The following is a 25,411-nucleotide window of genomic DNA, read 5'->3' on the forward strand; positions in this document are numbered from 1 at the left end:
GACTGGTGTCCCGTGAGTGACTCCCCCATGAACCCCGCACCGGCCGCGCACGCCCGGGTGATCCTGCTCTCCGGCCCGTCCGGATCGGGGAAGTCCTCGCTCGCCGAGCGCAGCGGACTGCCGGTGCTCCAGCTCGACGACTTCTACAAGGACGGGGACGACCCGACGCTCCCGCGGCTGCCGGACGGCGCCGTGGACTGGGACTCCCCGCTGGCCTGGCACCGCGACCAGGCGGTGGCCGCCATCCGCGCCCTGCACGAGCACGCGCGCGCCGAGGTGCCGGTCTACTCGATCCCGGACAACGGCCGGATCGCCACCCGCGCCCTGGAGCTGGACGGCGCGGGCGCGTTCATCGCCGAGGGGATATTCGCCGCCGAGATCGTCGCCGAGTGCGCCGAACAGGGCCTGCTCGGCGACGCGCTGTGCCTGCGCAACGGCGCGCTCACCACGGCCTGGCGCCGGCTGCGCCGGGACGTCCGGGAGGGCCGCAAGTCGCTGCCGGTGCTGCTGCGCCGGGGCCTGCGGCTGATGCGCGCCGAGCGGTCGATCGTCGGGCGGCAGGTCTCGCTCGGTTCGTCCCCGTGCGCCGGGCCGGAGGCGGAGCGGCGGATCCGCGCGGTGGCCGCGCGGCGGGAGCTCTCGGCGGTCTGACCCGCTCCCGAACGCCCCGTACGACGACACCGTACGACGACACGACGGAGGGCCCGGTGCGTCTCCCCCGCACCGGGCCCTCCGCCGTGCCGAACGGTCCTCGGCTCCCCCACGGGCAACTCCCCCGAGTCCTGCCCCCGGACCGTGACCGTCCGTTTCCCGTCCCCCGACGGGAGTTCTCGTGCGCTACGCGACCAGCTCGCCGAACGCCCGGACGGTGTCGCCCGACTTGTTCAGGTGCTCGTCCTCGCGCAGTCGGCGCAGCGCGCGCCAGATGCTGCTCTTGACCGTGCCGACGCTGATCTGCAGCACGTCGGCGATCTCCGGGTCCGTCTTGCCCTCGTAGTACCGCAGCACCAGCATGGTCCGCTGGTTCTCCGGCAGCTTCGCCAGCGCCTGCCAGAGCACGGCGCGCAGCTCGGTGCCGCCCATCGCGTCGGTGTCGCCGGCCGTCTCCGGCAGCTCCTCGGTCGGGTACTCGTTGACCTTGCGGCGCCGCCAGGCGGAGATGTGCAGGTTGGTCATGGTGCGGCGCAGGTACCCGCCGACCGCGGCCTTGTCGGTGATCCGGCCCCAGGCCCGGTAGGTGCTGAAGAGCGCGCTCTGCAGCAGGTCCTCGGCCTCGTACCGGTCACCGGTGAGGTGGTACGCCGTGGCGTACAGGGAGGCGCGGCGCTCGCGCACGTACGCGGTGAACTCCGTGATGTGGTCCTCCGCGACGCCGCGGTGCTCCCCCCGCGCGTCCCCCTGTCCCGCCTCGGTGGTGCGGGCCGCCGCGGGATTCAGCCGCAGCAGCGTCGCACCGGCGGCCTCGCGACCGGTCGGCTCCCCCGAGCCGACCGCCCGCAGGCCGTTCCCCCCGTTCCCCCGAGCGCCCCCCAGGGCGTCCTTGCCCTCGACGCGGACGGGGAGGATCCCCCGCAGCGTGAGGGTGGTGGCGGAGTCGGCCGCACTCCCCATCCGGCCGATCCCGTACTGCTCCCCCGTCCTGCCGCCGCCGCTCACCCGGCGGGCGACAGTGTTCCCGGTGCTGTGCGCGCACCCCCGTACGGTCACGGCACCGGAGTTCTCGTCGGTCCTGATCTCGTACCGGGTCCGGTGGGCGGCTGACGGACGCGCGGTGCGGACAGCCGGGTTGGTCCGGGTCTGAAGCATGGCGGTCATCGTGCGCCCCCTTGGTTCGGTTCGAGCGGTTCCGGTTGCCGCCCTCCGGCCGGCCGGTTTTCCGGCCCGCTGTCCTGCGGCGACATGGAAAATCCTGCCCGGCGGTTGTGATGGCGCTGTCCGCCGACTGTCACAGGGGTGTCACAGGGGCGGGCCGAAGGTCCTGCTCCGCCTCCCTCCGTACCGGACGCCGGTAGCCGTCGTTCCGGTTCCCGTACGGGCGGTGACCGGTCCGGGGGGTGATTCGGCGCTGCGGGTGGGCCAAAATGGGGCCGTGCCTTTCCTCCTACTGATCGAGGACGACGACGCCATCCGGACCGGCCTCGAACTCGCCCTCACCCGCCAGGGCCACCGCGTGGCCACCGCCGCCTCCGGCGAGGACGGTCTGAGGCTCTTCAAGGAGCAGCGGCCCGACCTGATCGTGCTGGACGTGATGCTGCCCGGAATCGACGGCTTCGAGGTGTGCCGCCGGATCCGCCGCACCGACCAGCTGCCGATCATCCTGCTGACCGCGCGCTCCGACGACATCGACGTGGTGGTCGGCCTGGAGTCCGGCGCGGACGACTACGTGGTGAAGCCCGTGCAGCCGCGCGTCCTGGACGCGCGGATCCGGGCCGTGCTGCGCCGCGGCGAGCGGGAGAGCTCGGACTCCTCCGCGTACGGCAGCGTGGTCATCGACCGCGCGGCGATGACCGTCACCAAGGACGGGCAGGACCTCCAGCTCACCCCGACCGAGCTGCGGCTGCTGCTGGAGCTGAGCCGCCGGCCCGGGCAGGCGCTCTCCCGCCAGCAGCTGCTGCGGCTGGTCTGGGAGCACGACTACCTCGGCGACTCCCGGCTGGTGGACGCCTGCGTGCAGCGGCTACGGGCCAAGGTCGAGGACGTGCCGTCCGCGCCGACGCTGATCCGCACCGTGCGCGGCGTGGGCTACCGGCTGGACCCGCCCACGGGCTGACCGGCCACCGGGCCGACCGCCCGCGGCCCGGCCCGGCCCGGCCGCCCGCTTCCTGAACTCCCGTACGACGACAGGCTCCTGTGACTGACCATCAGACGACAGCCCGGCGCATCCCGGCCGTTTCGTGGCGCCAGCTGCGCTCGCTGCGGGTGCGCCTGATCGCGGTGTTCGCGGCGGTCGCCCTGCTCGCCGCCGTCTCGGCCTCCGGCATCGCGTACTGGCTGAACCGCGACGCGGTGCTCAAGCGCGCCCAGGACACGGCGCTGAACGACTTCCGGGTCTCGCTCAGCCGCAACGTCTCCGACCTCCCGCTGCGGCCGAGTTGCGGCGACCTCACCCAGCTCGCCACCAACGTGGCCAGCTCCGGGCTGAGTTACGACGTGGTGGTGGTCTCCCCGGACGACCCGGGCTGCTCGGCCTCCTCCGACCCGACGCACTTCACGCTGGCCGACGTCCCGGCCCCGCTGCAGTCCACCGTCGCCAAGCCGCGCGAGATCACCGAGACCAACCCGTACCGGTACCACCTGTACTGGCAGCGGCAGAACCTGGAGGGCCGGCCGTACCTGATCGGCGGCACCAAGGTGGTGTCGAACGGCCCGACCGCGTACATGTTCAAGTCGCTGGAGAACGAGCGGGCGGACCTCAACACCCTGGGCTGGTCGCTGTCCATCGCCACCCTGCTCGCGCTGATCGGCTCGGCCCTGCTCGCCCAGGCGGCCTCGGCCACCGTGCTGCGGCCGGTCAAGCGCCTCGGCGACGCCGCCCGCAAGCTCGGCGAGGGGCAGCTGGACACCCGGCTCGAAGTCGACGGCGCCGACGAACTCGCCGACCTGGCCCGGACGTTCAACCGGACCGCGGAGGCGCTGCACGACCGCGTCGAGGAGCTGAGCGCACGCGAGGCGCAGAGCCGGCGGTTCGTCGCCGACATGTCGCACGAGCTGCGCACCCCGCTGACCGCGATGACCGCCGTCACCGACATCCTGGAGGACGAGGCCGAGTCGCTGGACCCGATGATCGAGCCGGCCGTCCGGCTCGTGGTCAGCGAGACCCGGCGGCTGTCCGACCTGGTGGAGAACCTGATGGAGGTGACCCGCTTCGACGCCGGCACCGCCAAGCTGGTCGCCGACGAGATGGACATCTCCGACCTGATCATGTCCTGCATCGACGGCCGGGCCTGGTACGACGCGGTCGAACTGGACGCCCCGCGCGGCATCCTGGCCGTCGTCGACCCGCGCCGCCTGGACGTGGTCTTCGCCAACCTGATCGGCAACGCGCTCAAGCACGGCGGCTCGCCGGTGCGGGTGAAGGTCCGGCAGAGCGCGGACACGGTCGTGGTCGAGGTCTCGGACAGCGGCCCCGGCATCCCGGAGGACGTGCTGCCGCACGTCTTCGACCGCTTCTACAAGGCCGACCGGGGGCGGGCCCGCTCGGAGGGCAGCGGCCTGGGGCTGTCGATCGCGATGGCCAACGCGCAGATCCACGGGGGGACGATCACGGCGGCGAACGGGGAGACCGGCGCGGTGTTCACCCTCACCCTGCCGGTGAACCGGCCGCCGGCCCCGCCGACCGCGCCGCCCGCGGACGGCTCCCCGGCCGGATCCGCAGACGGCTCGCCCCGCGACGCCGACGAGCCCAAGGACGCCACGTGACCTCCCCCGACCGCACCACCGCGCGCCGCGCCGCGGGCGTCCTGCTGCTGCTCGCGCTGGCCTCCGGCTGCGGCATCCGGCCGACCGCCGTGCCGGTCGACGCCGGCGCCCCGGCCAGCCGCACGGCCTGCCCGACCACCCCGCACGTGCCGCCCGCGCTGGCCACCCCGACCGGCCCGGCGCCGGCCGCCACCCCGGCCCGCGGGGCCGCCAAGGGCACGCCGAGCCCGTCGCCCACACCGGTGCCGCCGGGCAGCCCGCCGCCGGACAACGTGTTCAGCGCGCTGCCGACCGCGGGCTGCCGCTAGGTCCTCTCTTGACGTCCTACGAAGACACCCGGGGCGCGTTCCGGAATGTTCGCGCCCGGCGTGGAACCACCGCGCCGCCGGCTCGCGTCGTTCCCCCCGTGCAGCGAGATGGCACCAGGAACCGCGAGGAGCGTTCCGGCGCACGGACCGAGACCAGGCCGGCGGCGGTCGTCCACCGATCCCTCCGCCGGACCGGGCTGGCGGGGCTGGTCTGCCATCTGACGGTGGTGCTCTGGCTGGTCGTCCTCCGGCCCCTCCCGGTGGCCTGGGTGTACGACGCCAACCTGACGCCGCTGGCCTCGCTCCGGTCCTCCACGGGCTGGCAGGTGGTCGGCGAGCTGCTGCTGCTGGCCCCGCTCGGTGTCCTGCTCCCGCTGGCCGGCGGGCGGGTGCGGGCGCCCTGGCTGCCGTCCTTCCTGCGCACCACCGGCGTCTCCGCCCTGCTGGCGACCGGCCTGGAGTTCCTCTCCTCCTGGACGCCCGGGCACGTGCTCAACGTCGACCACATCCTGCTCGCGGTGATCGGCGTCGCCGTCACCCACCTCGCGCTGGTGCCCGGCCTGCGGCGGCTGCTGCGGGAACGGCGGCCGGGAGCCCGGGCGGCGCGGCCCGCGCGGACGGACCGGACGGCCGTGCTGGCCGGCCCGCCGATGACGGTGGTCGCTCCCGCCGTCGTCTCCCCGGTGGCCGTCGCCCCGGTGGCGACCGTCGCGGCCGGCGCGACGCCGCCCGCGTCCTAGCCCGCGTCCCAGCCCGCGTCCTGGGCGGCGGGCACCACCCGGCCGCCGACCTCGATCAGTCCGCCCGGGCGCGGCCCGGTCAGCAGCCGCGATCCCCGGCCCTGGGTGATCGTCAGCGCCCGGCCGAGGTGCGCGGTCAGCACCAGGGCGGCCGCGCCGGTCGCCTCGTCCTCGTCGATCCCGTCGCCCCGCCCCGGGAAGGCCCGCGCCCGGACCGTCCCGGCCGCCTCGTCCTGCCAGGCCCAGGCGTAGACCCACTCCCCCGGCGGCGGCACCTCCAGCGCCTCCACCTCCGCCACCGACCCGTACCGGCGCAGCGTCCGCCCCGGCGCCCACTCCGGCCGGGCCTCGATCAGCGTCAGCCCGTCCGCGCGCCGGACGCCCACCACCCCGGCCTCGGTGACCAGCCGGTCCACGCCGAGCAGCCAGGCCGCGCCCACGCAGGGGTGGCCGGCGAAGGGCAGGCGCACCGCGGGGGTGTAGATGTCGATCGCGCCGGCGGCCGGGTCGTCGACGAACACCGTCTCGCTGAAGCCGAGTTCACGCGCCATCGCCTGGCGGTCCGCGCGCCGCGGCAGCGCGGCCCCCGCGCGCACGACGCCGAGCGCGTTCCCGTAGCGGCCGTCAGGTCCGCAAAAGACCCGCAGCACCTCATAGTCGACCATTTCCCACCTCGTCAATGGCCGTTCCGGCAGAGCGAAACGACACCGTGATGAAAAGGCGACGACGAATGTCAGCCACCTCCAGTACTGTGCGCTCTCGTCCCCGAACGGTGCTGCCGTTTTTTCACTCCTGTCACAGGAAGCCCCCCTTGAACAATCTCGACTTCAGCGCCGAACCGCTGTTCTCCTGGTACGTCGTGGCACTCGCCGCCAGCGGAATCCTCCTGCTGGGCCTCGGGGCATTCGCCTTCGGCGTGAAGTTCCTCCCGCGCATCCTCGCCATCGCGGCGGGCATCGGGCTCCTGTACTACGCCTACTACATGGCGTACGTCTTCGAGGGCGGCACCTACACCCTCTACTACAAGCTGTTCGTCCTGCCGGTCCTGCTGATCGTCTACATGGTGAAGGCCATCGTGGAGCGCGGCAACGCCAAGGCCAAGGAGAAGGAGACGGCCCAGCGGATGGCGCCGTTCAACCCGAACGCCCCGCAGGCGCCGTACAACCCCACCGCCCCGCAGGCGCCGTTCAACCCGAACGTCCCGCCGCAGCCGGTCGCGGACAACCCCTACGCGCAGCCCGTGCCGCCGGCCCAGCCCGGCCAGCCGCAGCCGCCGGTCGCCTGAGCCGCGCCCGTACGGACACCGGAAGGCCCGCCCGGCACCACCTCACCGTGGTGCCGGGCGGGCCTTCCGCCGTGTTCGGGAGCCCGGGTCAGTTCCCGGCGCCCGGCGCGCCCTTGCGGCGGCGGGCCACGACCAGGATGCCCAGGCCGAGGGCGATCGCGGTCGCGCCGGTGATCGCCATCGGGGCGGCCGAGGAGCCGCCGCCGGTGGAGGCCAGCCGGGTGTCGGCGACGGCCGGGGCCGCGGCGGCCACCACGGTGGTGACGGCGACCGGGGCCGGCGCGGCCGTGGTGGCCGGCGCGGACGGCGCCTCGGCGGTGACCGCGGGGGCCGGCGCCGCGCTGGTGGCCGAGGGGGTCGGGGTGCCGGTCGCGCCGGCGGCCTCGATCCGGAAGCCGACCGGGGAGCTGGAGGTGCCCCGCTCGGGCCGGCCCGGGCCGCCCAGGCTGTAGCCGTTGGCGAAGACCGACTCGGCCGCCGCCGGCGCGTCCTTGGTCCAGGCGAGCCGGAGGTTGACCGTACGGGTCTCACCGTTCGGCAGCGCGATGACGTCGCCGTCCTTCCAGCCGCTCAGCAGCTGCACGCCCAGCTGCGTTCCGGGGAGGTCGTGCCACTCCGGCGTGCCGGCGATCCAGGCGCCCGCCTGGGTCTGGTACTCGATCCTGACCATGTCCGCGCGGAGCATGCCCTCGCCCTGGAACACGATCGCCGGAACGACCCGGAGGTCCGTACCGGTGCGGTTGCTGTAGACCACCTTGAACGCCTTCGCCTCGCCGCCGGCGGTGAAGGCGGCCGGTACGTCCTCGACCGTCACGTCCGGCAGCCCGACCGGGGACGGCGCGGGGGTCGGGCCGTCGCCCTCGACGGTGAAGTTCGGCGTGCCGCCCCAGGCCTGGGTGGGGGCCTGCCCCGGGGGCAGGGTCGGGTCCGTGACCACCGCTTCGAGCGCCGCGGAGGCCGGGCCGGGGGTGGCGTCGGCGGCGAAGGTCAGCCGCAGCCGGTAGGTGGCCTCGGCCCCGGCCGCCAGGTTCAGCTGGGTGGCGAACCGGTCCAGCTCCCAGACGCCGCCGGTGGACGCGCCGTTCACCTTGGCGTCCTGCCACTGCGTGCCGCCGGGCCGCTGGAACTCCAGCTTGAGCTGCCCCTGCTTGAGGGTGGAGGACGAGACGGTGAAGCCGGTCGTCACGTCCACCTGGTGGTCGGCGGTGTTCCGCAGGGTCGTCGTGAACTCGACCGCGCTGCCCACCTTGACCGTGGTGGGGAAGCCGCTCGTGGTGGCCAGGACCGGCGAGGCCTGGCCCTGCGGGCCGGGCGCGGTGGGCCCCGGGGCCGGGGTGGCCGGGCCGGCCGCGAGGGCGGCCGGGGCCGACGCCAGGGCGACGCCGGAGACCAGCGTGGCAGCGGCGGCGACGGCGAGGAATCTGCGGTGCTGGTTGCGCAATGGAACCTCACGGGAGATTACGGGCGGGGCCCGAGAAAGGTGCGAAATCGCAGACGTGAGGGGGCTTTTGAGCCCGAGATAGGCGCCGCCGGTTCAGCCCCCCGACATCGGCGACGCGCGAAATCATATCCAGCCGGTCCGACCATTTCGGCACGGGGTTCCCGCGCCCGCGGCCCGGCCGCGGCCGGGGCCTTTCGCCCCGCCGCCACGGGACCTCCGCCCTCGGGGTGGACCCTGAGGCGGACCCCGAGAATGGAGTCCCTCTCCTCGGTGACCGGCCGGGGGGAGGAATCGGCTGGCGGGCGGAGGAATCCGGGCCCGTCCGCACCGAGGATGGAATCACGCCCGCCGGACCGGCCGACCGGGCCACCACTCCAGGGAGCCGTCATGAGCGCACGTCTCGCCCGTCCCCGTCACAACCGCGTCATCGCCGGAGTCTGCGCCGGGATCGGCGAGCGCTTCGGCCTCACCCCGTGGACCGTCCGGCTGATCTTCCTGCTGTCCTGTCTGCTGCCCGGCCCGCAGTGCCTGGTCTACCTCGCGCTGTGGGTGCTGCTCCCCCAGGAGCCGTGAGCACCGGCGGGGGACGCACGACGACGGGCCGCCCGCCCCGGGGTCACCGGGGTGAGCGGCCCGTCGTCGCGCCGGCGGCTCGGATCAGCCGGTCAGGCCCGGCAGCGGCAGGGCGCCGGTGAGCCCGCCGATCGGGGTCTTGTCGACACCCGGGATGGTCGGGACGGCGCCGCGCGTCTGGGTGACGCCGGCGACCGGCGCGGCCGGGGCGGCGGCCGGGGCACCGGCCGGAGCCGGGGCGGCCGCGGCGTGGCCCGCGGTCGGGGCAAGGGTGCCCAGCGCGCCGGTGACCTTGTCGCCCCCGGGCAGCTTGCTGGCGGTGTCGGTGACGGCGCCGGTCACCGCGGGGTTCGTCACGGCGCCGGTGGGCAGCCCGAGACCGCCGGCCGCCTGGCCGTCGGCCGCGGAGGCCACCCCGGTGCCGACCGCCGCGATGGCGATGCCGAGCGCCGCGGTACCGGCGGCCTTGAGAGCCTGCTTCATGGTTCGTCCCCTTGGGTCCTCGTCGGTGGCCGGCGTCGGGCGGGGCCGGCGGTCGGGAAGGACCGCCGCCACCGCCGTCTTCGGCATGACTGGCACACCGTAGTGAGAGGTTCGCGCCGGGACCAAAGGGCGTTCACTCACCCGAGCGATTAGTCAGATGAACGCCAACTTTCTTGTGAAGAAAGGGCGTTCACCCGACCGAGGGCGTGAACGAAACGGCTCAGTTGCCGCCGGTGCCCGCACTGAACAGCCACTCCGCCTTGAGCTCGGCGTAGCCCGGCTTGATCACGTCGTTGATCATCGCCAGCCGCTCGTCGAACGGCAGGAACGCCGACTTCATCGCGTTCACCGTGAACCACTCCATGTCCCCCAGCGTGTAGCCGAAGGCCTCCACCAGGTGCCCGAACTCCTGGCTCATGCTGGTGCCGCTCATCAGCCGGTTGTCGGTGTTCACGGTGACCCGGAACTTCAGCCGGCTGAGCAGACCGATGGGGTGCTCGGCGTACGAAGTGGCCGCCGCCGTCTGCAGGTTGGAGGTGGGGCACATCTCCAGCGGGATGCGCTTGTCGCGCACGTACGCGGCCAGCCGGCCGAGCTCGACGCCGCCGTCCTCGTTGACCGTGATGTCGTCGACGATCCGCACGCCGTGGCCGAGCCGGTCGGCGCCGCAGCACTGCAGGGCCTCCCAGATCGACGGCAGGCCGAAGGCCTCGCCCGCGTGGATGGTGAAGTGGTTGTTCTCGCCCTTGAGGTAGTCGAAGGCGGCCTGGTGGCGGGTGGGGGGGTAGCCGGCCTCGGCGCCCGCGATGTCGAAGCCGACGACGCCCGCGTCCCGGTGGCGGTTGGCCAGCTCGGCGATCTCCTGCGAACGGGCGGCGTGCCGCATCGCGGTGATCAGGGTGCCGATGCGGATCCGGTTGCCGGCCGCGCGGGCGTTGGCCTCGCCGAGCCGGAAGCCCTCCTGGACGGCCTCGACGACCTCGTCCAGGGTCAGGCCGCCCTCCAGGTGCTGCTCGGGGGCGTACCGGACCTCGGCGTACACGACGCCGTCCGCGGCCAGGTCCTCGGCGCAGTCGGCGGCGACCTTGATCAGGGCCTCGCGGGTCTGCATGACGGCGCAGGTGTGCGCGAAGGTCTCCAGGTAGCGGACCAGCGAGCCGGAGTCGGCGGCCTCGCGGAACCACTCGCCGAGTTCCTTGACGTCGGTGGTCGGCAGGCCTTCGTAGCCGGTGGCGGCGGCCAGCTCGACGACGGTCTCCGGGCGCAGCCCGCCGTCCAGGTGGTCGTGCAGCAGGACCTTGGGCGCGCGGCGGATCTGCTCGGGGGTGGGGATGCGCGGGCCGGTGCCCGCGGTGGTGACGGGGATCTGCTTCTCCATTGCGGAAATATAGCCCCTACGCGCGTAGACCCACCACCGGCCGCACCGCCGGATGGTCCAAACTCCACCCCGAATTCCACCGGTCGGTCCATACGATCCGCCAAAGGTTCTCCGGCGGCTCCTCCGGATCAGTCGTGCTCCAGCAGCCGGCCCCGCCGGGACAGCACGAAGTCCCGGAACGCCGCCACCGGCGGCGTCAGCGGCCGGCCCGCCGCCCAGGCCAGCCCGATCGCCCGCCGCGCCCGCGGCGCCGTCACCTCCAGCTCCACCACCCCCGGCCGGGGCACCAGCGCCGGCGGCAGCAGCGCCACCCCCAGCCCGGCCGCCACCAGCCCGCGCAGCGTCTCGGCCTCCTCCCCCTCGAACGCCAGCCGGGGCACGAACCCGGCCTGCGCGCAGAAGTCGTCCGAGATCACCCGCAGCCCGTACCCCTGCTCCAGCCCGACGAACGGCTCCTCGGCCACCTCCGCCAGCCGGATCCGCCGCCGGCCCGCCAGCCGGTGGTCCGCCGGGACGACCAGGTGCAGCCGCTGCTCGTCCAGCGGGCGGCCGGTGAACGCCGGGTCGTCCGGCAGCGGCGAGACCAGGCAGAGGTCCAACTCGCCCGCCCGCAGCCGCTCCAGCATCGCCGCGCCGTAGTCCTGCACCAGCTGGAACCGCACCTGCGGATGCTCCGCCCGGAAGCCGCGCAGCAGCGCCGGCACCGCGTCCGGCCCCATCGTGTGCAGGAAGCCGAACGCCACCCGCCCGGCCGCCGGATCCGCCTCCGCCCGGGCCGCCTCGGCACCCCGCTCCACCTCCGCCAGCGCCCGCTCCACCGAGGCCAGCAGCAGCCGGCCGGCCCTGGTCAGCCGGACCGTCCGGCCCTGACGGGCCAGCAGGTCCACCCCCAGCTCCTCCTCCAGCCGGGCCACCGCGCGCGACAGCGTCGGCTGCGGCACCCCGAGCAGCGCCGCCGCCCGCGTCACGTGCTCCAGCCGCGCCACCGCCGCGAACTGGGCCAGCCGGGGCGCCAGCAGCAGCGCCGGCTCACCCGGCCCCAACTCGGCCACCCGGCCCCGCGGCTCCGTGCCGTCCACCGCTTCCGCCGCCATCCCCGCCACCACCTCGCCTCATGCGCCAGTGCATCGATCATCGCCGCTTGATGCATTGGACGCATCAACCGCCACGGTCCTACCGTCGAGGCCATGCAGCCCGCCGATACCAGGGCATCCGTGACCGCCCCGGATGCCTCCGCCGCCCCCGTCCCGCACGACGACCGCCTCCGCCCCGGCCGGCCCGCCTTCCGCCGCGCCAACCTCGCCCTGTTCGCCGCCGGGATCGCCACCTTCGTCCTGCTCTACTCCACCCAGGGCCTGCTGCCCGTCCTCTCCGCCGACCTCGACCTCACCCCCGGCCAGGCCAGCTGGACGGCCTCCGCGGCCACCCTCGGACTCGCCCTCGGACTGCTCCCCGCCAGCGCGCTGTCCGACCGGTACGGCCGCACCGCGGTGATGACCGCCTCCACCCTCGCCGCCTCCGCCCTCGCCCTCGCCCTGCCCTTCGCGCCCGACCTCACCACCCTCGTCGCGCTGCGCGCCCTGCAGGGCGCCGCCCTCGCCGGCCTGCCGGCCACCGCCATGGCCTACCTCGCCGAGGAGATCCACCCCGGCGCCCTCGCCTCCGCGATGGGCCTGTACGTGGCCGGCAACAGCATCGGCGGGATGGGCGGCCGGCTCCTCTCCGGCTGGACGGCCGCCGCCCTCGGCTGGCGCTGGGGCCTCGCCGCCTCCGCCGCCCTCGCCCTGCTCGCCGCCCTCGCCTTCCGGCTGCTGATCCCCGCCGCCCGGCACTTCACCCCGGCCCCGGTGGACGCCCGAGCGCTCGCCCGTACGGTCGGCCGGCACCTGCGCAACCCGCTGCTGGTGCGGCTGTACGCGCTCGGCCTGCTCTTCATGGCCGTCTTCGGCGCGGTCTACAACACCGCCGGCTACCGGCTGATCGCCGCCCCCTTCCACCTGCCGGAGACGGTCGCCGCCTCGATCTTCGTGGTCTACCTCGTCGGCACCGGCACCTCCGCCGCGGCCGGCCGGCTCTCCGCCCGCCTCGGCCGCCGCGGCGCCCTCTACGTCGCCATCGGTGTCACCACCGCCGGCCTGCTGCTCTCCCTCGCCGACGACCTGCTCTGCGCCCTGCTCGGCCTGGTCCTGATCACCGCCGGCTTCTTCGCCGGCCACGCCACCGCCTCGGCCGCGGTCGGCCGCACCGCCACCGAGGGCCGCGCCCAGGCCTCCGCCCTCTACCTGATCGCCTACTACCTGGGCAACAGCCTCGGCGGCACCCTCGGCGCCGACGCCTACCACGCCACCGGCTGGCCCGGCTCCGCCACCGTCGGCCTCACCGCCACGACCCTCGCCGCCGCCGTCACCCTCTACGCCACCCACCAGGCCCACACGGCGAGGCGGGCGGTCGCGGACGCTTGACAGCCGCCGCCGATACACTCCGGACCATGAGCGTCGATCCTGCTGTGTACGCCCGGTTGCGTCAGATCGCGGATCAGCTGCCGCAGGTGCCGGGGATAGGGAAGGTCGAGATCGCCGACGGCGAGATCGTCATGATGATGTCCCCGGTCAAGCGGCACGAATTGGCCGTCGTCAGGATCGCCCGACAGCTCAACGCCCAACTGCCGACCACCCACCCCGGCCACATCGCGCACCCGGGCGCCGACCTGGAGGACGCCGGCCTGGGGAGGCTCCGGCGCCCGGACCTCATGGTGTTCGCCGAGAAGTCGCTCGAGGAGGAGGACGCCGCCCTCCTGCCGCACGAGGTCCTGCTGGTGGTCGAGATCGTCTCGAAGTCCAACCCGGAGAACGACTACCAGGACAAGGTCCGCGACTACGCCGCCATGGGCATCCCGCTCTATCTGATCATCGACCCCCGGACGGGCACCGGCATCGCGCACTCGGAGCCCGGCTACGCGTCACGCGAGAAGTTCGCCTTCGGCGACACCATCATGATCGGCCCGTGGACGCTCGACACCAGCGTCCTGCAGACCTATGCCTGAGTCGGGCGCCTGGCACGAACAGGACGTCGATGAAGCGATCGCTGCAGGCGAGCGCGGCAAGGTGCTCCAGGACGGGGAGGCCTTCCTTCGGTCGCTCGCCGACGAGGCCGGCCTGGACCTGTGGGAGATCAAGCGCCGTGCTGGCGTATGAGTCACAGGACCGGTGAAAACGCCGAGCCGCCCGCCGGTGGGGTACCGGCGGGCGGCTCGTTTCACGACGACCGTCAGGCGATGCGGTCGAGCACGATCGGGTTCGGGGTGAACGCCGTGCCGGCCGGGGCGACCTCGATGCCGCCCTCCAGGGCCGCGATGGCGTAGTCGTAGCGCTCCGGGGTGTCGGTGTGCAGGGTCAGCAGGGGCTGGCCGGCCACCACGGTGTCACCGGGCTTGGCGTGCATCTCGACGCCGGCGCCGGCCTGGACCGGGTCCTCCTTGCGGGCGCGGCCGGCGCCGAGGCGCCAGGCACAGACGCCGACGGCGTAGGCGTCCAGCCTGGTGAGCACACCGGAGGCGGGCGCGGGGATGACGTGCTGCTCGCGGGCGACGGGCAGCGGGGCGTCGACGTCGCCGCCCTGGGCGGCGATCATGCGGCGCCAGTGGTCCATCGCGGAGCCGTCGCGCAGCGCGTCGGCCGGGTCCTTGCCGTGCACACCGGCCGCGGCGAGCATCTCGCGGGCGAGCGCGAGGGTGAGCTCGACGACGTCGGCGGGGCCGCCGCCGGCCAGCACCTCGACGGACTCGCGGACCTCCAGCGCGTTGCCCGCGGTGAGGCCGAGCGGGGTGGACATGTCGGTGAGCAGGGCGACGGTGTTGACGCCGGCGGTGGTGCCGAGGCCGACCATGGTGCGGGCGAGCTCGCGGGCGTCGTCGAGGTTCTTCATGAAGGCGCCGGAGCCGACCTTGACGTCCAGGACGAGCGCGCCGGTGCCCTCGGCGATCTTCTTGGACATGATCGAGGAGGCGATCAGCGGGATCGCCTCGACGGTGCCGGTGACGTCGCGCAGGGCGTACAGCTTCTTGTCGGCGGGCGCGAGGCCGTCGCCGGCCGCGCAGATGACGGCGCCCGCGCCGCGCAGCACGTCCATCATCTCCTCGTTGGAGAGCAGGGCGCGCCAGCCGGGGATGGACTCCAGCTTGTCGAGGGTGCCACCGGTGTGGCCGAGACCGCGGCCGGAGAGCTGCGGGACGGCGGCGCCGCAGGCGGCGACGAGCGGGGCGAGCGGGAGGGTGATCTTGTCGCCGACGCCGCCGGTGGAGTGCTTGTCGCTGGTGGGCAGCGGCAGCGAGGAGAAGTCCATGCGGACGCCGGAGCGGATCATCGCGTTCGTCCAGCGGCTGATCTCGCGCGGGTTCATGCCGTTCAGCAGGATCGCCATGGCCAGCGCGGACATCTGCTCGTCGGCGACCTCGCCGCGGGTGTAGGCGTCGATGACCCAGTCGATCTGAGCGTCGCTCAGCTCGCCGCGGTCGCGCTTGGTCCGGATGACGGAGATGGCGTCCATGCGTGCTCCAAGAGGGGTTCAGAAAGGCATCAAATGCGAAGAGTGCCGCGAGATGACCGGGTACCGGCCCACTCGCGACACTCTACGCGCGTAACAGAAACAGAGGCTAGGGCCCATCGGGTGGATCGGCGCGCCCGGCCCGAGTCACCCGATGGGCCCTTACAGCCGCTCCGGCCCGAACGCGTCGGGCAGGACCTCGCGCATCGGCTTCACGCCGGAGGCCAGGTCGACCAGCAGCTCGGGCCCGCCGTGCTCGTAGAGCAGCTGGCGGCAGCGCCCGCAGGGCATCAGCAGGTCGCCCGCGCCGTCGACGCAGGTGAAGGCGACCAGCCGGCCGCCGCCGGAGGCGTGCAGCGCGGACACCAGCCCGCACTCGGCGCACAGCCCGAGCCCGTACGAGGCGTTCTCGACGTTGCAGCCGCTGACCAGCCGGCCGTCGTCGACCAGCGCCGCCGCGCCGACCGGGAACTTGCTGTACGGGGCGTACGCGTGGCCCATCGCCTCGCGCGCCGCCTCGCGCAGCCGCTCCCAGTCGACCGCGGCGGCCGCCCGGGCGGTCACTTGCCCTGGCCCTTGCGGTAGATCTGGCCGTCGGCCTTCGGCATCCGCAGTCGCTGCGAGGCCAGCGCGAGCACCACCAGGGTGATCACGTACGGCGTCGCGACGATCAGCGGGCGCTGCACCTGGTCGGTGAAGGCGTACCAGCAGATCAGGCCGACCGCGGCCACGGCGGTGATCGCCGTCGCGGTGTACTTGCGGCGGTACAGCTGCCAGAGCGCGAGCAGGGCCATCGCGATGCCGACGATCAGGATCAGCCCGTGCACCGAGTCCGGGTCGCGCAGCTGGAGGCTGTCGGTGAAGCCGAACAGACCGGCGCCCATGGCGAGGCCGCCGGGCATCCAGTTGCCGAAGATCATCGCGGCGAGGCCGATGAAGCCTCGGCCGACCGTCTGGCCGTCCTTGTAGAAGTGCGCGGCGACCAGCGAGAGGTACGCACCGCCGAGGCCGGCGAAGGCGCCGGAGGCGATGACCGCGATGTACTTGTACTTGTAGACGTTGACGCCCAGCGACTCGGCCGCGGTCGGGTTCTCACCGCAGGAGCGCAGCCGCAGGCCGAACACCGTGCGCCAGAGCGCGAAGTAGCTGGCCACGAGCAGCACGGCCGCCAGCACCACGACCACCGAGAGGTTGGTGACCAGGCCGCCGAGCACGCCGGCCACGTCCGAGACGAAGAACCAGTGGTGGGCCTCGATGTCCTTCAGGCCGGATGACAGCCCGGGGACGGTGATGTACGGCAGCGGATCGGCCGGCGGGGACTGGTTCTGCCCGGCGCCGAAGGCGACGTAGTCCTTGTAGTAGATCCGGTTGACGTACGCGCAGATGCCGGGGATCAGCAGGTTGATGCCGACGCCGGAGACGATGTGGTCCACGCCGAAGGTGACGGTGACGATCGCGTGCAGCAGGCCGCCGGCCGCGCCGCCGGCCATGCCGGCCAGCAGGCCGACCCACGGGTTGACCAGGTAGCCCGCCCAGGCACCGCAGAAGGTGCCGGCGACCATCATGCCTTCGAGGCCGATGTTGACCACGCCGGCCCGCTCGGACCAGAGACCGCCCAGACCGGCCATGCCGATCGGCACGGCGGCGCCGAGCGCGGCGGTGACCTGCCCGGAGGAGGTCAGCGAGTGGTTGCCGGTGGCCATGCCCACGGCGGCGAACAGGACCAGGGCGCCCGCGATCAGGAGCAGGACGACCGGCCAGGACAGCTTGCGCTTCTTCGCGGGCGCGCCCGGCGCCTTCGGGCGGGCGGCGGTGGCGGTGCTCACGCGGAGACCTCCTTGGTCTCAGTGGCCGCGGCGGCCTGGGCGGCGAGCTGGGCGCCGACCCGCTTCTGCTGGCGCACCAGGCCGTAGCGACGCACCAGCTCGTAGGCGACGACGACGCAGATGACGATGGTGCCCTTCATGACGTCGACGATCTCGAACGGGAACTCGCCGTTCGCGGGCAGCGGCAGGACCGAGCCGGCCGCGTCCAGGAAGGCGAACAGCAGCGCCGCGAAGGCGATGCCGATCGGGCTGTTCCGGCCGAGCAGGGCGATCGAGATGCCCAGGAAGCCCAGGTTCTGCTGGAAGGTCTGGCCGTAGTAGAACGAGTTCTGCAGCAGCTCGGGCAGGCCGATCAGACCGGCGATCGCACCGGAGACCACCATCGAGATGACGATCATCTTCTTGACGTTCACGCCGGAGGCGGTCGCGGCGGTCTCCGAGCGGCCGGTGGCGCGCAGGTCGAAGCCGAAGCGGGTGCGGGTCAGCGTGAGCTGGAAGATCACGCCGACCGCGATGGCGATCACCAGGAAGCCCCAGAGCTGGCCACCGTTCGTAGTGAACGAGAAGAAGTGGCTGGACTCCGAGACCGGGCTGGTCTGGATCGAGTTGCTGGTGCCGCTGACCTTGGGCGCGAAGATGCCCGGGACGAGCAGCACACCGACGATCGCGGTCGCGATCGAGTTCAGCATGATGGTCGAGATGACCTCGCTGACGCCGCGGTAGACCTTCAGCAGACCGGCGATACTCGCGTACAGGCCACCGACCAGCATGGCGGTGATCAGCAGCAGCGGGATCTGGAGGAAGGACGGCAGGTCGACCTGGGTGCCGACGAAGGCCGCGAACAGCGCCGCGACCTTGTACTGGCCCTCGACGCCGATGTTGAACAGGTTCATCCGGAACCCGAACGCGGCGGCCGCGGCGGCCAGGTAGTAGGTGGTGGTCCGGTTGAGGATCAGCACCTGGTGGTCCGACCCACTGACGAACGTGATCATCACGTTCCACGCGTCGAACGGGTTCTTGCCCGAGGTGGCCAGCAGCACGGAGCAGATCGCGACCGAGAGCAGGATCGCGAGCACCGGCGCCGCCAGGGCGAGCACGATCCGCTCACCGCTGATCCGCTGCGCCAGGCTCGGCTTGGCGGCCGCCGGGGGGTTGGGACTGGTCATGTGGTTACTCCCCCGCCTTCGGGTCGTCGGCGGTGTCGGACGGGTTGGCGTCGGACGGCGCGGCGTCGGACGGGCCGTCGCCCGCGGCCTCGGTGCCCTCCACGAGGGTCTCGTGGAACTGCTCGACGGCCTCCGGCTCGGACTCCAGGTGGCCGCTCGCGGCACCGGTCATCGCGGTGCCGAGGTCCTCGGCGGTGACGGTGGCCGGGTCGGCGTCGGCGACCAGGCGGCCGCGGTAGATGACCCGGATGGTGTCGGAGAGGCCGATCAGCTCGTCCAGGTCGGCCGAGATCAGCAGCACGGCCAGGCCGGCCCGCTGGGCGACCCGGATGTGCTCCCAGATCTGCGCCTGCGCGCCGACGTCCACGCCGCGGGTCGGGTGGGCCGCGATCAGCAGCTTGGGCTGGTGGCTCATCTCGCGGCCGATGATCAGCTTCTGCTGGTTGCCGCCGGAGAGCGAGGCCGCGGTGACCTCGATGCCGGGGGTGCGGACGTCGTACTCCTCGACGATCCGCCAGGTGTCCGCCCGGGCCGCGGTCGGGTCGAGCAGGATGCCCTTGGAGTTGGGCTCCTCGGTGACGTGGCCGAGGATGCGGTTCTCCCAGAGCGGGGCCTCCAGCAGCAGGCCGTGCCGGTGGCGGTCCTCGGGGATGTAGCCGATGCCGGCCTCGCGGCGGGCCCGGGTCTGGGTGCCGGAGAGGTCCTTGCCGTCCAGGGTGACGGCGCCGCCGTCCAGCGGCAGCATGCCCATGATGGCCTCGACGAGCTCGGCCTGGCCGTTGCCCTCGACGCCGGCGATGCCCAGGATCTCGCCCTTGCGGATGCGCAGCGAGATGTCGTCGAGGACGACGCGCTCGATGCCCTCGGCGTCGGTCTTGGCGATCCGCAGGCCCTCGACCGTGAGCATCTCGGTCTCGGTGACGGTCGACTCGCGGCTCTCCGGGGAGGGCAGCTCGGCGCCGACCATCAGCTCGGCGAGCTGGCGGGCGGTGACGGCCTTCGGGTCGGCGTCGCCGACCGTGGTGCCGCGGCGGATGACGCTGATCGCGTCGGCGACCGCCAGCACCTCGTGCAGCTTGTGCGAGATGAAGATGACGGTGACGCCCTCGGACTTGAGCTCGCGCAGGTTGTCGAACAGCGCGTCGACCTCCTGCGGGACGAGGACGGCCGTGGGCTCGTCGAGGATCAGGATCTTGGCGCCGCGGTACAGCACCTTGAGGATCTCGACGCGCTGGCGGTCGGCGACGCCGAGGTCCTCGACCAGGGCGTCCGGGCGCACGCCCAGGCCGTACTGGTCCGAGATCTCCTTGATCTTCGCCTTCGCCCTGGCGCCGATGCCGTACAGCTTCTCGCCGCCGAGGACGACGTTCTCCAGCACCGTGAGGTTGTCGGCGAGCATGAAGTGCTGGTGCACCATGCCGATGCCGCGGGCGATGGCGTCGCCGGGGGTGTTGAACTCGCACTGCTCGCCGTTGATCGCGATGGTGCCCTCGTCCGGCTTCTGCATGCCGTAGAGGATCTTCATCAGCGTCGACTTGCCGGCGCCGTTCTCGCCCATCAGGGCGTGCACGGTGCCGGTGCGGACGGTGAGGTTGATGTCGTGGTTGGCCACGACGCCGGGGAAGCGCTTGGTGATGCCGCGCAGTTCGACGGCCGCTGTCGCCGTCCCCGCGCTGGGGGTGCCGTCCTTGCGCAGGGGGACGGGGTCTGATGCGGTGATGGCGATCTCCTGGTGGTCTGGAGGCGCGTCGTTGCGCTCGGAGGGCCAAGGGGGGAAACGGGGGGAGACGGAACGGGGCCCGGGGGTACGCGTTGAGCGCACCCTGCCGGGCCCCTCCCGTGAACTGTGTCGATCATCGCGCTGCCGGGCAGGCGGCAGGCGCTGTGACGTCCGAGACGCGCGGGCCTTACTGGGCCGGGGCGGTCGGGATGGTGGTGGCGCCGCTCTTGATGGCGTCGGCGGCGGCCTTCAGCTTGTCCTGGATGTCGTCGATCTTGCCACCGGTGGTGGCGAGCGAGACACCGTCGGCCTTGAGGTCGAACAGCTTGATGCCGGTCGGGCTCTGGCCCTGCTTGACCGACTGGATGTACGAGTACACCGCGTTGTCGACGTTCTTGACCATCGAGGTCAGGATGGCGTCCTTGTACTTCGCCAGGGCCGGCTGGCTGGCCTGGTCGGAGTCGACACCGATGGCGAGCTTCTTCGCGTTGGCGACGGCCTCGATGGCGCCGTTGCCGGAGGAGCCGGCGGCGGAGTAGATGACGTCCGCACCCTTGTCGAGCTGGCCCTGCGCGGCTTCCTTGCCCTTGTCGGGCGAGGCGAAGCCGGTGAAGTCCGGCGGGGTGGTGAGGTAGGTGGTCTCGATCACGATGTTCGGGTCGACGGACTTGGCGCCCGCCTTGTAACCGGCCTCGAACTTCTTGATCAGCTCGGACTGCACACCACCGATGAAGCCGATGTGGTGGGCCTTCGACTTGTTCGCCGCGGCGACACCGGCCAGGTACGAACCCTCCTGCTCGGCGAAGAGCAGCGAGGTGACGTTGGACGGCTGGTCCTTGTCGTTCGAGTCGATGATCGCGAACTTGACGTCCGGGTTGTCCTTCGCGACCTTGTTGACCGCCTGCTGGTAGACGAAGCCGACCGCGACGATCGTCTTGTAGCCGCCGTCGACCAGGTTCTTGAGGCGGGTCTCCTTGTCGGCCTCGGCCTCGCCCTGCTTGGCCTCGGCCTCGGTGACCTGGACGCCCAGGTCGGCCTTGGCCTTGTCCAGGCCGCGCGCGGCGGAGTCGTTGAAGGACTGGTCACCACGGCCGCCGATGTCGTAGGCCATACCGACCTTGAGACCGCCGGCGCCACCGGAGGCGGCGGCCGAGCCCGAGGAGCTGGAGTTGTCATTGCTCTTTGCGCCGCAAGCGGCGAGCGAGGCCATGCCCAGGGAACCCGAGAGCACAACCGCGGCGAGCTTCATTGAACGGCGCAAGGGAGTTTCTCCTTCTCACACGCACCCGTTTAGCGTGGTCGGACGCCACCGTAACGCGCGTAGAACACGGTTGTGTTACGGGCTGCCAGAGCATTCGGGTTGTTATCAAACCGTGGTCTGAAGGCCGACCCGAGGCTCTTTCCCCGTGCGCGGACGGTGATCCGAGACTGGTCCGGCCCAGTTTACGGAACCGGACCGGACCCCGGATCTCGACGTCCCGACCACGTGTCGGTCACACATCCGTGGAGAACGATCGGAGAACGATCGAAGGATGATCAGTTCCGGTCGTCCTCCAGGGCCAGCGCCGCGAAGAGTTCGACCCCGATGCCGATCGCCCGTTCGTCCACGTCGAACCGCCCCTGGTGCAGGTCCCGGACGGCGGTGTCGCCGGGGGCGCGGACGCCCAGCCGGGCCAGCGCGCCCGGGGCGTGCTCCAGGTACCAGGAGAAGTCCTCGCCGCCCAGGCTCTGTTCGGTGCCCTCCACCACCTGGGCGCCGCCGCGCCCGAAACGATCGTGCATCACCTCGTCCAGGCGGGTGACGGAGACCGCCTCGTTCACCACCGGCGGCACCCCGCGGTGGTAGTCCAGCGTCCACTTGGCCCGGTAGGTCTCGGCGAGCTTGGCGATCAGCTCGTGCAGCAGGTCCGGCGCCTCGCGCCAGCCGTCCAGCTCCAGGCAGCGGACGGTGCCCTCCAGTTCGGCGTGCTGCGGGATGACGTTGGGCGCGGAGCCAGCGGCGATCCGGCCGAAGACCAGGCTGACGCCCCAGCGCGGGTCCATCCGGCGGGCCAGCGCGCCCGGCAGGTCCGCGGCCATCCGGGCGACCGCGGTCACCAGGTCGGTGGTCAGGTGCGGGCGGGCGGTGTGCCCGCCGGGGCCGTCCAGGTGCAGCACCAGGCGGTCGCAGGCCGAGGTGATCGCGCCGACCCGCAGGGCGATCCGGCCGACCTCCACCTTCGGGTCGCAGTGCACCGCGAAGATCCGGCCCACGCCGTCCATCCCGCCGGCCTTGATCACGTCCAGCGCGCCGCCCGGCATGACCTCCTCGGCCGGCTGGAACACCAGTCGGACGGGCCGGCGCAGTTCGCCGGTGCGGGCGGCCTCGGCCAGCACCAGGCCGGTGCCGAGGACGACGGAGGTGTGCACGTCGTGGCCGCAGGCGTGGGCCCGGCCGGGGACGGTGGAGCGGTACGGGACGTCGGTCTTGGCGTCGTCGATGGGCAGCGCGTCGATGTCGGCCCGGAAGGCCAGCAGTTCGGTGCCGGGGGCGGTGCCGGGCGGGACGATGTCGACCAGCAGGCCGGTGCCGCCGGGCAGCACCCGGGGGGTCAGGCCCGCGGCCACCAGCCGGTCGCGGAGCAGCCCGGTGGTGCGGAACTCCTGGCGCCCCAGCTCCGGGTGCCGGTGCAGATCACGGCGGAAGGCGATCAGTTCCGGCTCCAGCGCGCCTACTCGGGCGCGCAGGTCGGCGGCGGGGCGTGCGACGGCGAGAGTGGCGCCCGACTGAGCGGGCTCAGGACGGTTCATCTCCCCAAGCGTAGGCCTGTCGGGGGGATTTGGCCCGACTTCCGGAAAATTCTTCCCCGGATGGGCGCATACCGGCCGGACAGGTGGGTATGACATCTCGTTTCAGCCGCCTTTCCGGGTTGCCTGCCCTGTGCAACGATCACCCGGGCCGGTGGTCACGGACGCCCCGCTCTTGACGTTCTCGGGTGATTGACGGTGACTCAGGCGCACCAACCCCCTCAGGCGCATCAACTCAGAAGCGGTCCACCGGAGCGTACGTGCCCCACACCTCGCGCAGCGCGTCGCAGACCTCGCCGACGGTGGCCCGGGCGGCCAGCGCCTCCTTCATCGGGGGCAGCACGTTCTCCGGCCCCGCCGCGGTGCGGCGCAGCGCGTCCAGCCCCCGGGTGACGGCGGCCCGGGAGCGCTCCGCCCGCAGCCGGGCCAGCCGTTCGGCCTGCAGCCGCTCGATCGCCGGGTCCACCCGCAGCGGCCGGTAGGGCTCCTCGGCGTCCAGCCGGTAGCGGTTGACGCCGACCACCGTCCGCGTCCCCGCGTCGGTCTCCTGCTGGATCCGGTAGGCGGTGCGCTCGATCTCGGCCTTCTGGAAGCCCTGCTGGATCGCGGCCACCGCGCCGCCGCGCTCCTCGACCCGGGCCATCAGCGCCAGCGCGGCCTCCTCCACGGCGTCCGTCATCGACTCGACGGCGTAGGAGCCGGCGAACGGGTCGACGGTGGCGGTCACGTCGGTCTCGTGGGCGAGCACCTGCTGGGTGCGCAGGGCGAGCCGGGCCGCCTTCTCGGTGGGCAGCGCGATCGCCTCGTCGAAGCTGTTGGTGTGCAGCGACTGGGTGCCGCCGAACACCGCGGCGAGCGCCTGCACGGTGACCCGGGCCAGGTTCACCTCGGGCTGCTGGGCGGTGAGCTGCACCCCGGCGGTCTGGGTGTGGAAGCGCAGCTTCTGCGAGCGCGGGTCCCGCGCGCCGAACTCCTCGCGCATGATCCTGGCCCAGATCCGGCGGGCGGCCCGGAACTTGGCCACCTCCTCCAGCAGGGTGGTGCGGGCCACGAAGAAGAAGGAGAGCCGGGGGGCGAAGTCGTCCACCGCCATCCCGGCGGCCAGCGCGGTGCGGACGTAGGCGACGGCGTTGGCCAGGGTGAAGGCGATCTCCTGCGCGGGATCGGCCCCGGCCTCGGCCATGTGGTAGCCGGAGATGGAGATGGTGTTCCAGCGCGGGATCTCGGCCCGGCAGTACTTGAACACGTCCGCGACCAGCCGCAGCGAGGGCTTCGGCGGGAAGATGTACGTCCCGCGGGCGATGTACTCCTTCAGCACGTCGTTCTGCACCGTGCCGGTGAGCGCCGCGGGCGCGACCCCCTGGGCCTCGCCGACCAGCTGGTAGAGCAGCAGGAGCAGCGCGGCGGGCGCGTTGATGGTCATCGAGGTGGAGACGCCGCCGAGCGGGATGCCGTCGAACAGCACCGCCATGTCCTCGACGCTGTCCACGGCCACGCCCACCTTGCCGACCTCCCCGGCGGCCACCGGCGCGTCCGAGTCGTAGCCCATCTGGGTGGGCAGGTCGAAGGCCACCGAGAGCCCGGTGCCGCCGCCCGCGATCAGCTGCCGGTAGCGGGCGTTGGACTCGGCGGCGGTGCCGAAGCCCGCGTACTGGCGCATCGTCCACGGGCGTCCGGTGTACATGGTCGGGTGGACGCCCCGGGTGTACGGGTACTCCCCCGGCCGGCCCAGCCGCTCGGCCGGATCGCGGCCGGCCGACGCCTCGGGGCCGTACACCGGCGCGATCTCGAAGCCCGACTCGGCGCGGCGCGGTTCGACTGCCATGGGTTCCTCCAGCGAGGACGGCACGGGGGGGCGGTCCTCGCAATGTAGAACGCCACCGGGCGGCGCGGGCGCAGACGCGGTTGAGATGATCGGGTGAACGACCGACGAGCCCCAGGGAGTGGCGATGACCGAGCAGAAGGTGGCCGTGGTCACCGGTGCCAGCAGTGGAATCGGCGCGGCGACCGCCCGCCGGCTGGCCGCCGAAGGCTTCGAGGTGGTGCTGACCGCGCGCCGCACGGACCGGATCGAGGCGCTGGCCAAGGAGATCGGGGGGCGGGCCCACACGCTGGACGTGACCGACCGCGCCGCCGTGGACGCCTTCGCGGCCGAGGTGGGCCGGGTCGACGTGCTGGTGAACAACGCCGGCGGGGCGATCGGCGCCGAGACGGTCGAGCACGGCGACCCGGCCGACTGGCGGGCCATGTACGAGGTGAACGTGCTCGGCGTGCTGCACGTGACGCAGGCGCTGCTGCCCGCCCTGCGCGCGACCGGCGACGGCACGGTGCTGGTGCTCTCCTCCACCGCCGCGCTGGCCGCGTACGAGGGCGGCGGCGGGTACGTCGCCGCCAAGCACGCCGCGCACACCATCGCGGCGACGCTGCGGCTGGAGCTGTGCGGGGAGCCGATCCGGGTGATCGAGATCGCCCCCGGCATGGTGAAGTCCGAGGGCTTCGCGATCACCCGGTTCCGGGGCGACGAGGACAAGGCCGCGGCCGTGTACGCGGGTGTGGCCGAGCCGCTGACCTCGGAGGACGTCGCGGACACCGTCGCCTGGGCGGTCACCCGGCCGGCGCACGTCAACATCGACCTGCTGGTGGTCCGGCCCCGGGCGCAGGCCGCCAACCACAAGGTCCACCGCGGCTGAGCCGGCCTGGGCCAGGCTGAGCCGGGCCGAGCCGGGCGGCCCGGGGGGTCATG

25 protein-coding genes are annotated in these 25,411 nt (G+C 72.9%); 11 read left to right on the plus strand and 14 right to left on the minus strand.

The window, feature by feature from the left end:
• The first annotated feature begins 12 nt into the window (after positions 1-12).
• The gene (locus VM95_RS08095; protein ID WP_078859692.1) at positions 13-651 is read left to right on the plus strand and encodes an ATP-binding protein; all 639 of its coding nucleotides are present in this window, start codon (positions 13-15) and stop codon (positions 649-651) included.
• Positions 652-837: 186 nt separating this feature from the next.
• On the opposite strand, the gene VM95_RS08100 is transcribed toward VM95_RS08095, so the two are convergent.
• On the minus strand, positions 838-1,611 hold the full coding sequence (locus tag VM95_RS08100) for a SigE family RNA polymerase sigma factor (RefSeq protein ID WP_078859703.1): 774 nt from the start codon (positions 1,609-1,611) through the stop codon (positions 838-840).
• A 478-nt stretch (positions 1,612-2,089) separates the two neighbouring features.
• Between VM95_RS08100 and VM95_RS08105 the strand changes: the two genes are divergently transcribed.
• The 4 genes from VM95_RS08105 (at position 2,090) to VM95_RS43175 (ending at position 5,467) form a co-directional block, all read left to right on the plus strand.
• Positions 2,090-2,770 (plus strand): response regulator transcription factor, encoded by a 681-nt coding sequence (locus VM95_RS08105; protein WP_045693468.1) that lies wholly within the window; start codon positions 2,090-2,092, stop codon positions 2,768-2,770.
• Between the two features lie 80 nt (positions 2,771-2,850).
• Positions 2,851-4,419 (plus strand): sensor histidine kinase, encoded by a 1,569-nt coding sequence (locus VM95_RS08110; RefSeq protein WP_078859694.1) that lies wholly within the window; start codon positions 2,851-2,853, stop codon positions 4,417-4,419.
• Positions 4,416-4,727: a hypothetical protein gene (locus tag VM95_RS43170; protein WP_045693471.1), complete on the plus strand. Its 312-nt coding sequence runs from the start codon at positions 4,416-4,418 to the stop codon at positions 4,725-4,727. Before VM95_RS08110 ends, VM95_RS43170 begins: the two co-directional genes overlap by 4 nt.
• A gap of 98 nt (positions 4,728-4,825) precedes the next feature.
• Positions 4,826-5,467 (plus strand): VanZ family protein, encoded by a 642-nt coding sequence (locus VM95_RS43175; protein WP_052707203.1) that lies wholly within the window; start codon positions 4,826-4,828, stop codon positions 5,465-5,467.
• Here VM95_RS43175 and VM95_RS08125 read toward each other — a convergent pair.
• A complete protein-coding gene (locus VM95_RS08125) occupies positions 5,464-6,132 on the minus strand; it encodes a PhzF family phenazine biosynthesis protein (protein WP_045693474.1) in 669 nt (222 codons plus the stop codon). The two genes, VM95_RS43175 and VM95_RS08125, sit on opposite strands and share 4 nt — an antisense overlap.
• Before the next feature lie 146 nt (positions 6,133-6,278).
• On the opposite strand from VM95_RS08125, the gene VM95_RS08130 reads away from it, so the two are divergent.
• On the plus strand, positions 6,279-6,752 hold the full coding sequence (locus tag VM95_RS08130; protein ID WP_045693476.1) for a hypothetical protein: 474 nt from the start codon (positions 6,279-6,281) through the stop codon (positions 6,750-6,752).
• Between the two features lie 88 nt (positions 6,753-6,840).
• On the opposite strand, the gene VM95_RS08135 is transcribed toward VM95_RS08130, so the two are convergent.
• The gene (locus tag VM95_RS08135; RefSeq protein WP_045693478.1) at positions 6,841-8,193 is read right to left on the minus strand and encodes a hypothetical protein; all 1,353 of its coding nucleotides are present in this window, start codon (positions 8,191-8,193) and stop codon (positions 6,841-6,843) included.
• Positions 8,194-8,580: 387 nt separating this feature from the next.
• Here VM95_RS08135 and VM95_RS08140 point away from each other — a divergent pair, with 387 nt between their 5' ends.
• Positions 8,581-8,766 (plus strand): PspC domain-containing protein, encoded by a 186-nt coding sequence (locus VM95_RS08140; protein WP_045693480.1) that lies wholly within the window; start codon positions 8,581-8,583, stop codon positions 8,764-8,766.
• A gap of 84 nt (positions 8,767-8,850) precedes the next feature.
• Here the strand turns inward: VM95_RS08140 and VM95_RS44180 are convergent, their stop codons facing one another.
• From VM95_RS44180 to VM95_RS08155, 3 genes are all read right to left on the minus strand, one after another.
• On the minus strand, positions 8,851-9,249 hold the full coding sequence (locus VM95_RS44180; RefSeq protein WP_045693482.1) for a hypothetical protein: 399 nt from the start codon (positions 9,247-9,249) through the stop codon (positions 8,851-8,853).
• Between the two features lie 220 nt (positions 9,250-9,469).
• Positions 9,470-10,627: an adenosine deaminase gene (locus tag VM95_RS08150; protein ID WP_045693484.1), complete on the minus strand. Its 1,158-nt coding sequence runs from the start codon at positions 10,625-10,627 to the stop codon at positions 9,470-9,472.
• Positions 10,628-10,755: 128 nt separating this feature from the next.
• Positions 10,756-11,721 carry a LysR family transcriptional regulator gene (locus VM95_RS08155; RefSeq protein ID WP_078859696.1) on the minus strand — a complete coding sequence of 322 codons (966 nt, stop codon included), beginning with the start codon at positions 11,719-11,721 and terminating at the stop codon, positions 10,756-10,758.
• A 93-nt stretch (positions 11,722-11,814) separates the two neighbouring features.
• Between VM95_RS08155 and VM95_RS08160 the strand changes: the two genes are divergently transcribed.
• Genes VM95_RS08160 through VM95_RS42300 form a run of 3 tightly spaced genes read left to right on the plus strand, consistent with a single transcriptional unit; the run spans position 11,815 to position 13,821 of the window.
• Complete coding sequence (locus VM95_RS08160) at positions 11,815-13,089, plus strand: MFS transporter (RefSeq protein WP_045693486.1); 1,275 nt, start codon at positions 11,815-11,817, stop codon at positions 13,087-13,089.
• 26 nt (positions 13,090-13,115) lie between these two features.
• Positions 13,116-13,670 (plus strand): Uma2 family endonuclease, encoded by a 555-nt coding sequence (locus VM95_RS08165; RefSeq protein ID WP_045693488.1) that lies wholly within the window; start codon positions 13,116-13,118, stop codon positions 13,668-13,670.
• Positions 13,663-13,821: a hypothetical protein gene (locus tag VM95_RS42300; protein WP_157882011.1), complete on the plus strand. Its 159-nt coding sequence runs from the start codon at positions 13,663-13,665 to the stop codon at positions 13,819-13,821. The genes VM95_RS08165 and VM95_RS42300 overlap by 8 nt, the downstream gene beginning before the upstream one ends.
• A gap of 73 nt (positions 13,822-13,894) precedes the next feature.
• On the opposite strand, the gene VM95_RS08170 is transcribed toward VM95_RS42300, so the two are convergent.
• The 8 genes from VM95_RS08170 to VM95_RS08205 all read right to left on the minus strand — a co-directional run bounded on the left by VM95_RS08170 (position 13,895) and on the right by VM95_RS08205 (position 24,493).
• On the minus strand, positions 13,895-15,172 hold the full coding sequence (locus tag VM95_RS08170) for a thymidine phosphorylase (RefSeq protein ID WP_045693490.1): 1,278 nt from the start codon (positions 15,170-15,172) through the stop codon (positions 13,895-13,897).
• Between the two features lie 159 nt (positions 15,173-15,331).
• A complete protein-coding gene (locus VM95_RS44185) occupies positions 15,332-15,733 on the minus strand; it encodes a cytidine deaminase (RefSeq protein WP_045693492.1) in 402 nt (133 codons plus the stop codon).
• Positions 15,730-16,995, minus strand: coding sequence for an ABC transporter permease (locus tag VM95_RS44190; RefSeq protein WP_045693494.1), 1,266 nt, complete (start codon positions 16,993-16,995; stop codon positions 15,730-15,732). The genes VM95_RS44185 and VM95_RS44190 overlap by 4 nt, the downstream gene beginning before the upstream one ends.
• On the minus strand, positions 16,992-18,161 hold the full coding sequence (locus tag VM95_RS08185) for an ABC transporter permease (RefSeq protein WP_045693495.1): 1,170 nt from the start codon (positions 18,159-18,161) through the stop codon (positions 16,992-16,994). The genes VM95_RS44190 and VM95_RS08185 overlap by 4 nt, the downstream gene beginning before the upstream one ends.
• Before the next feature lie 4 nt (positions 18,162-18,165).
• Positions 18,166-19,719: an ABC transporter ATP-binding protein gene (locus VM95_RS08190; RefSeq protein WP_045693577.1), complete on the minus strand. Its 1,554-nt coding sequence runs from the start codon at positions 19,717-19,719 to the stop codon at positions 18,166-18,168.
• A 349-nt stretch (positions 19,720-20,068) separates the two neighbouring features.
• Complete coding sequence (locus VM95_RS08195; RefSeq protein WP_045693496.1) at positions 20,069-21,142, minus strand: BMP family lipoprotein; 1,074 nt, start codon at positions 21,140-21,142, stop codon at positions 20,069-20,071.
• A gap of 275 nt (positions 21,143-21,417) precedes the next feature.
• Entirely contained in the window at positions 21,418-22,671 is a 1,254-nt protein-coding gene (locus VM95_RS08200; RefSeq protein WP_052706130.1) for an amidohydrolase, read from the minus strand.
• A 232-nt stretch (positions 22,672-22,903) separates the two neighbouring features.
• The gene (locus tag VM95_RS08205) at positions 22,904-24,493 is read right to left on the minus strand and encodes an acyl-CoA mutase large subunit family protein (RefSeq protein ID WP_045693498.1); all 1,590 of its coding nucleotides are present in this window, start codon (positions 24,491-24,493) and stop codon (positions 22,904-22,906) included.
• A 124-nt stretch (positions 24,494-24,617) separates the two neighbouring features.
• Here VM95_RS08205 and VM95_RS08210 point away from each other — a divergent pair, with 124 nt between their 5' ends.
• Positions 24,618-25,358 (plus strand): SDR family oxidoreductase, encoded by a 741-nt coding sequence (locus VM95_RS08210; RefSeq protein WP_045693500.1) that lies wholly within the window; start codon positions 24,618-24,620, stop codon positions 25,356-25,358.
• The last annotated feature ends 53 nt before the right edge of the window (positions 25,359-25,411 follow it).

This window comes from Streptomyces rubellomurinus, assembly GCF_000961885.1.
GTDB classification, from domain to species: domain Bacteria; phylum Actinomycetota; class Actinomycetes; order Streptomycetales; family Streptomycetaceae; genus Kitasatospora; species Kitasatospora rubellomurina.

Bases quoted from the DNA above. Each gene is read 5' to 3' on its own strand.
- VM95_RS42300 (WP_157882011.1), top strand. From the start codon at position 13,663: ATGCCTGAGTCGGGCGCCTGGCACGAACAGGACGTCGATGAAGCGATC.
- VM95_RS08140 (WP_045693480.1), top strand. From the start codon at position 8,581: ATGAGCGCACGTCTCGCCCGTCCCCGTCACAACCGCGTCATCGCCGGA.
- VM95_RS08160 (WP_045693486.1), top strand. From the start codon at position 11,815: ATGCAGCCCGCCGATACCAGGGCATCCGTGACCGCCCCGGATGCCTCC.
- VM95_RS08185 (WP_045693495.1), bottom strand. From the start codon at position 18,161: ATGACCAGTCCCAACCCCCCGGCGGCCGCCAAGCCGAGCCTGGCGCAG.
- VM95_RS08190 (WP_045693577.1), bottom strand. From the start codon at position 19,719: ATGGGCGAGAACGGCGCCGGCAAGTCGACGCTGATGAAGATCCTCTAC.
- VM95_RS08155 (WP_078859696.1), bottom strand. From the start codon at position 11,721: ATGGCGGCGGAAGCGGTGGACGGCACGGAGCCGCGGGGCCGGGTGGCC.
- VM95_RS08100 (WP_078859703.1), bottom strand. From the start codon at position 1,611: ATGGGGAGTGCGGCCGACTCCGCCACCACCCTCACGCTGCGGGGGATC.
- VM95_RS08150 (WP_045693484.1), bottom strand. From the start codon at position 10,627: ATGGAGAAGCAGATCCCCGTCACCACCGCGGGCACCGGCCCGCGCATC.
- VM95_RS08125 (WP_045693474.1), bottom strand. From the start codon at position 6,132: ATGGTCGACTATGAGGTGCTGCGGGTCTTTTGCGGACCTGACGGCCGC.
- VM95_RS08200 (WP_052706130.1), bottom strand. From the start codon at position 22,671: ATGAACCGTCCTGAGCCCGCTCAGTCGGGCGCCACTCTCGCCGTCGCA.
- VM95_RS08165 (WP_045693488.1), top strand. From the start codon at position 13,116: ATGAGCGTCGATCCTGCTGTGTACGCCCGGTTGCGTCAGATCGCGGAT.
- VM95_RS08210 (WP_045693500.1), top strand. From the start codon at position 24,618: ATGACCGAGCAGAAGGTGGCCGTGGTCACCGGTGCCAGCAGTGGAATC.
- VM95_RS44180 (WP_045693482.1), bottom strand. From the start codon at position 9,249: ATGAAGCAGGCTCTCAAGGCCGCCGGTACCGCGGCGCTCGGCATCGCC.
- VM95_RS08170 (WP_045693490.1), bottom strand. From the start codon at position 15,172: ATGGACGCCATCTCCGTCATCCGGACCAAGCGCGACCGCGGCGAGCTG.
- VM95_RS08205 (WP_045693498.1), bottom strand. From the start codon at position 24,493: ATGGCAGTCGAACCGCGCCGCGCCGAGTCGGGCTTCGAGATCGCGCCG.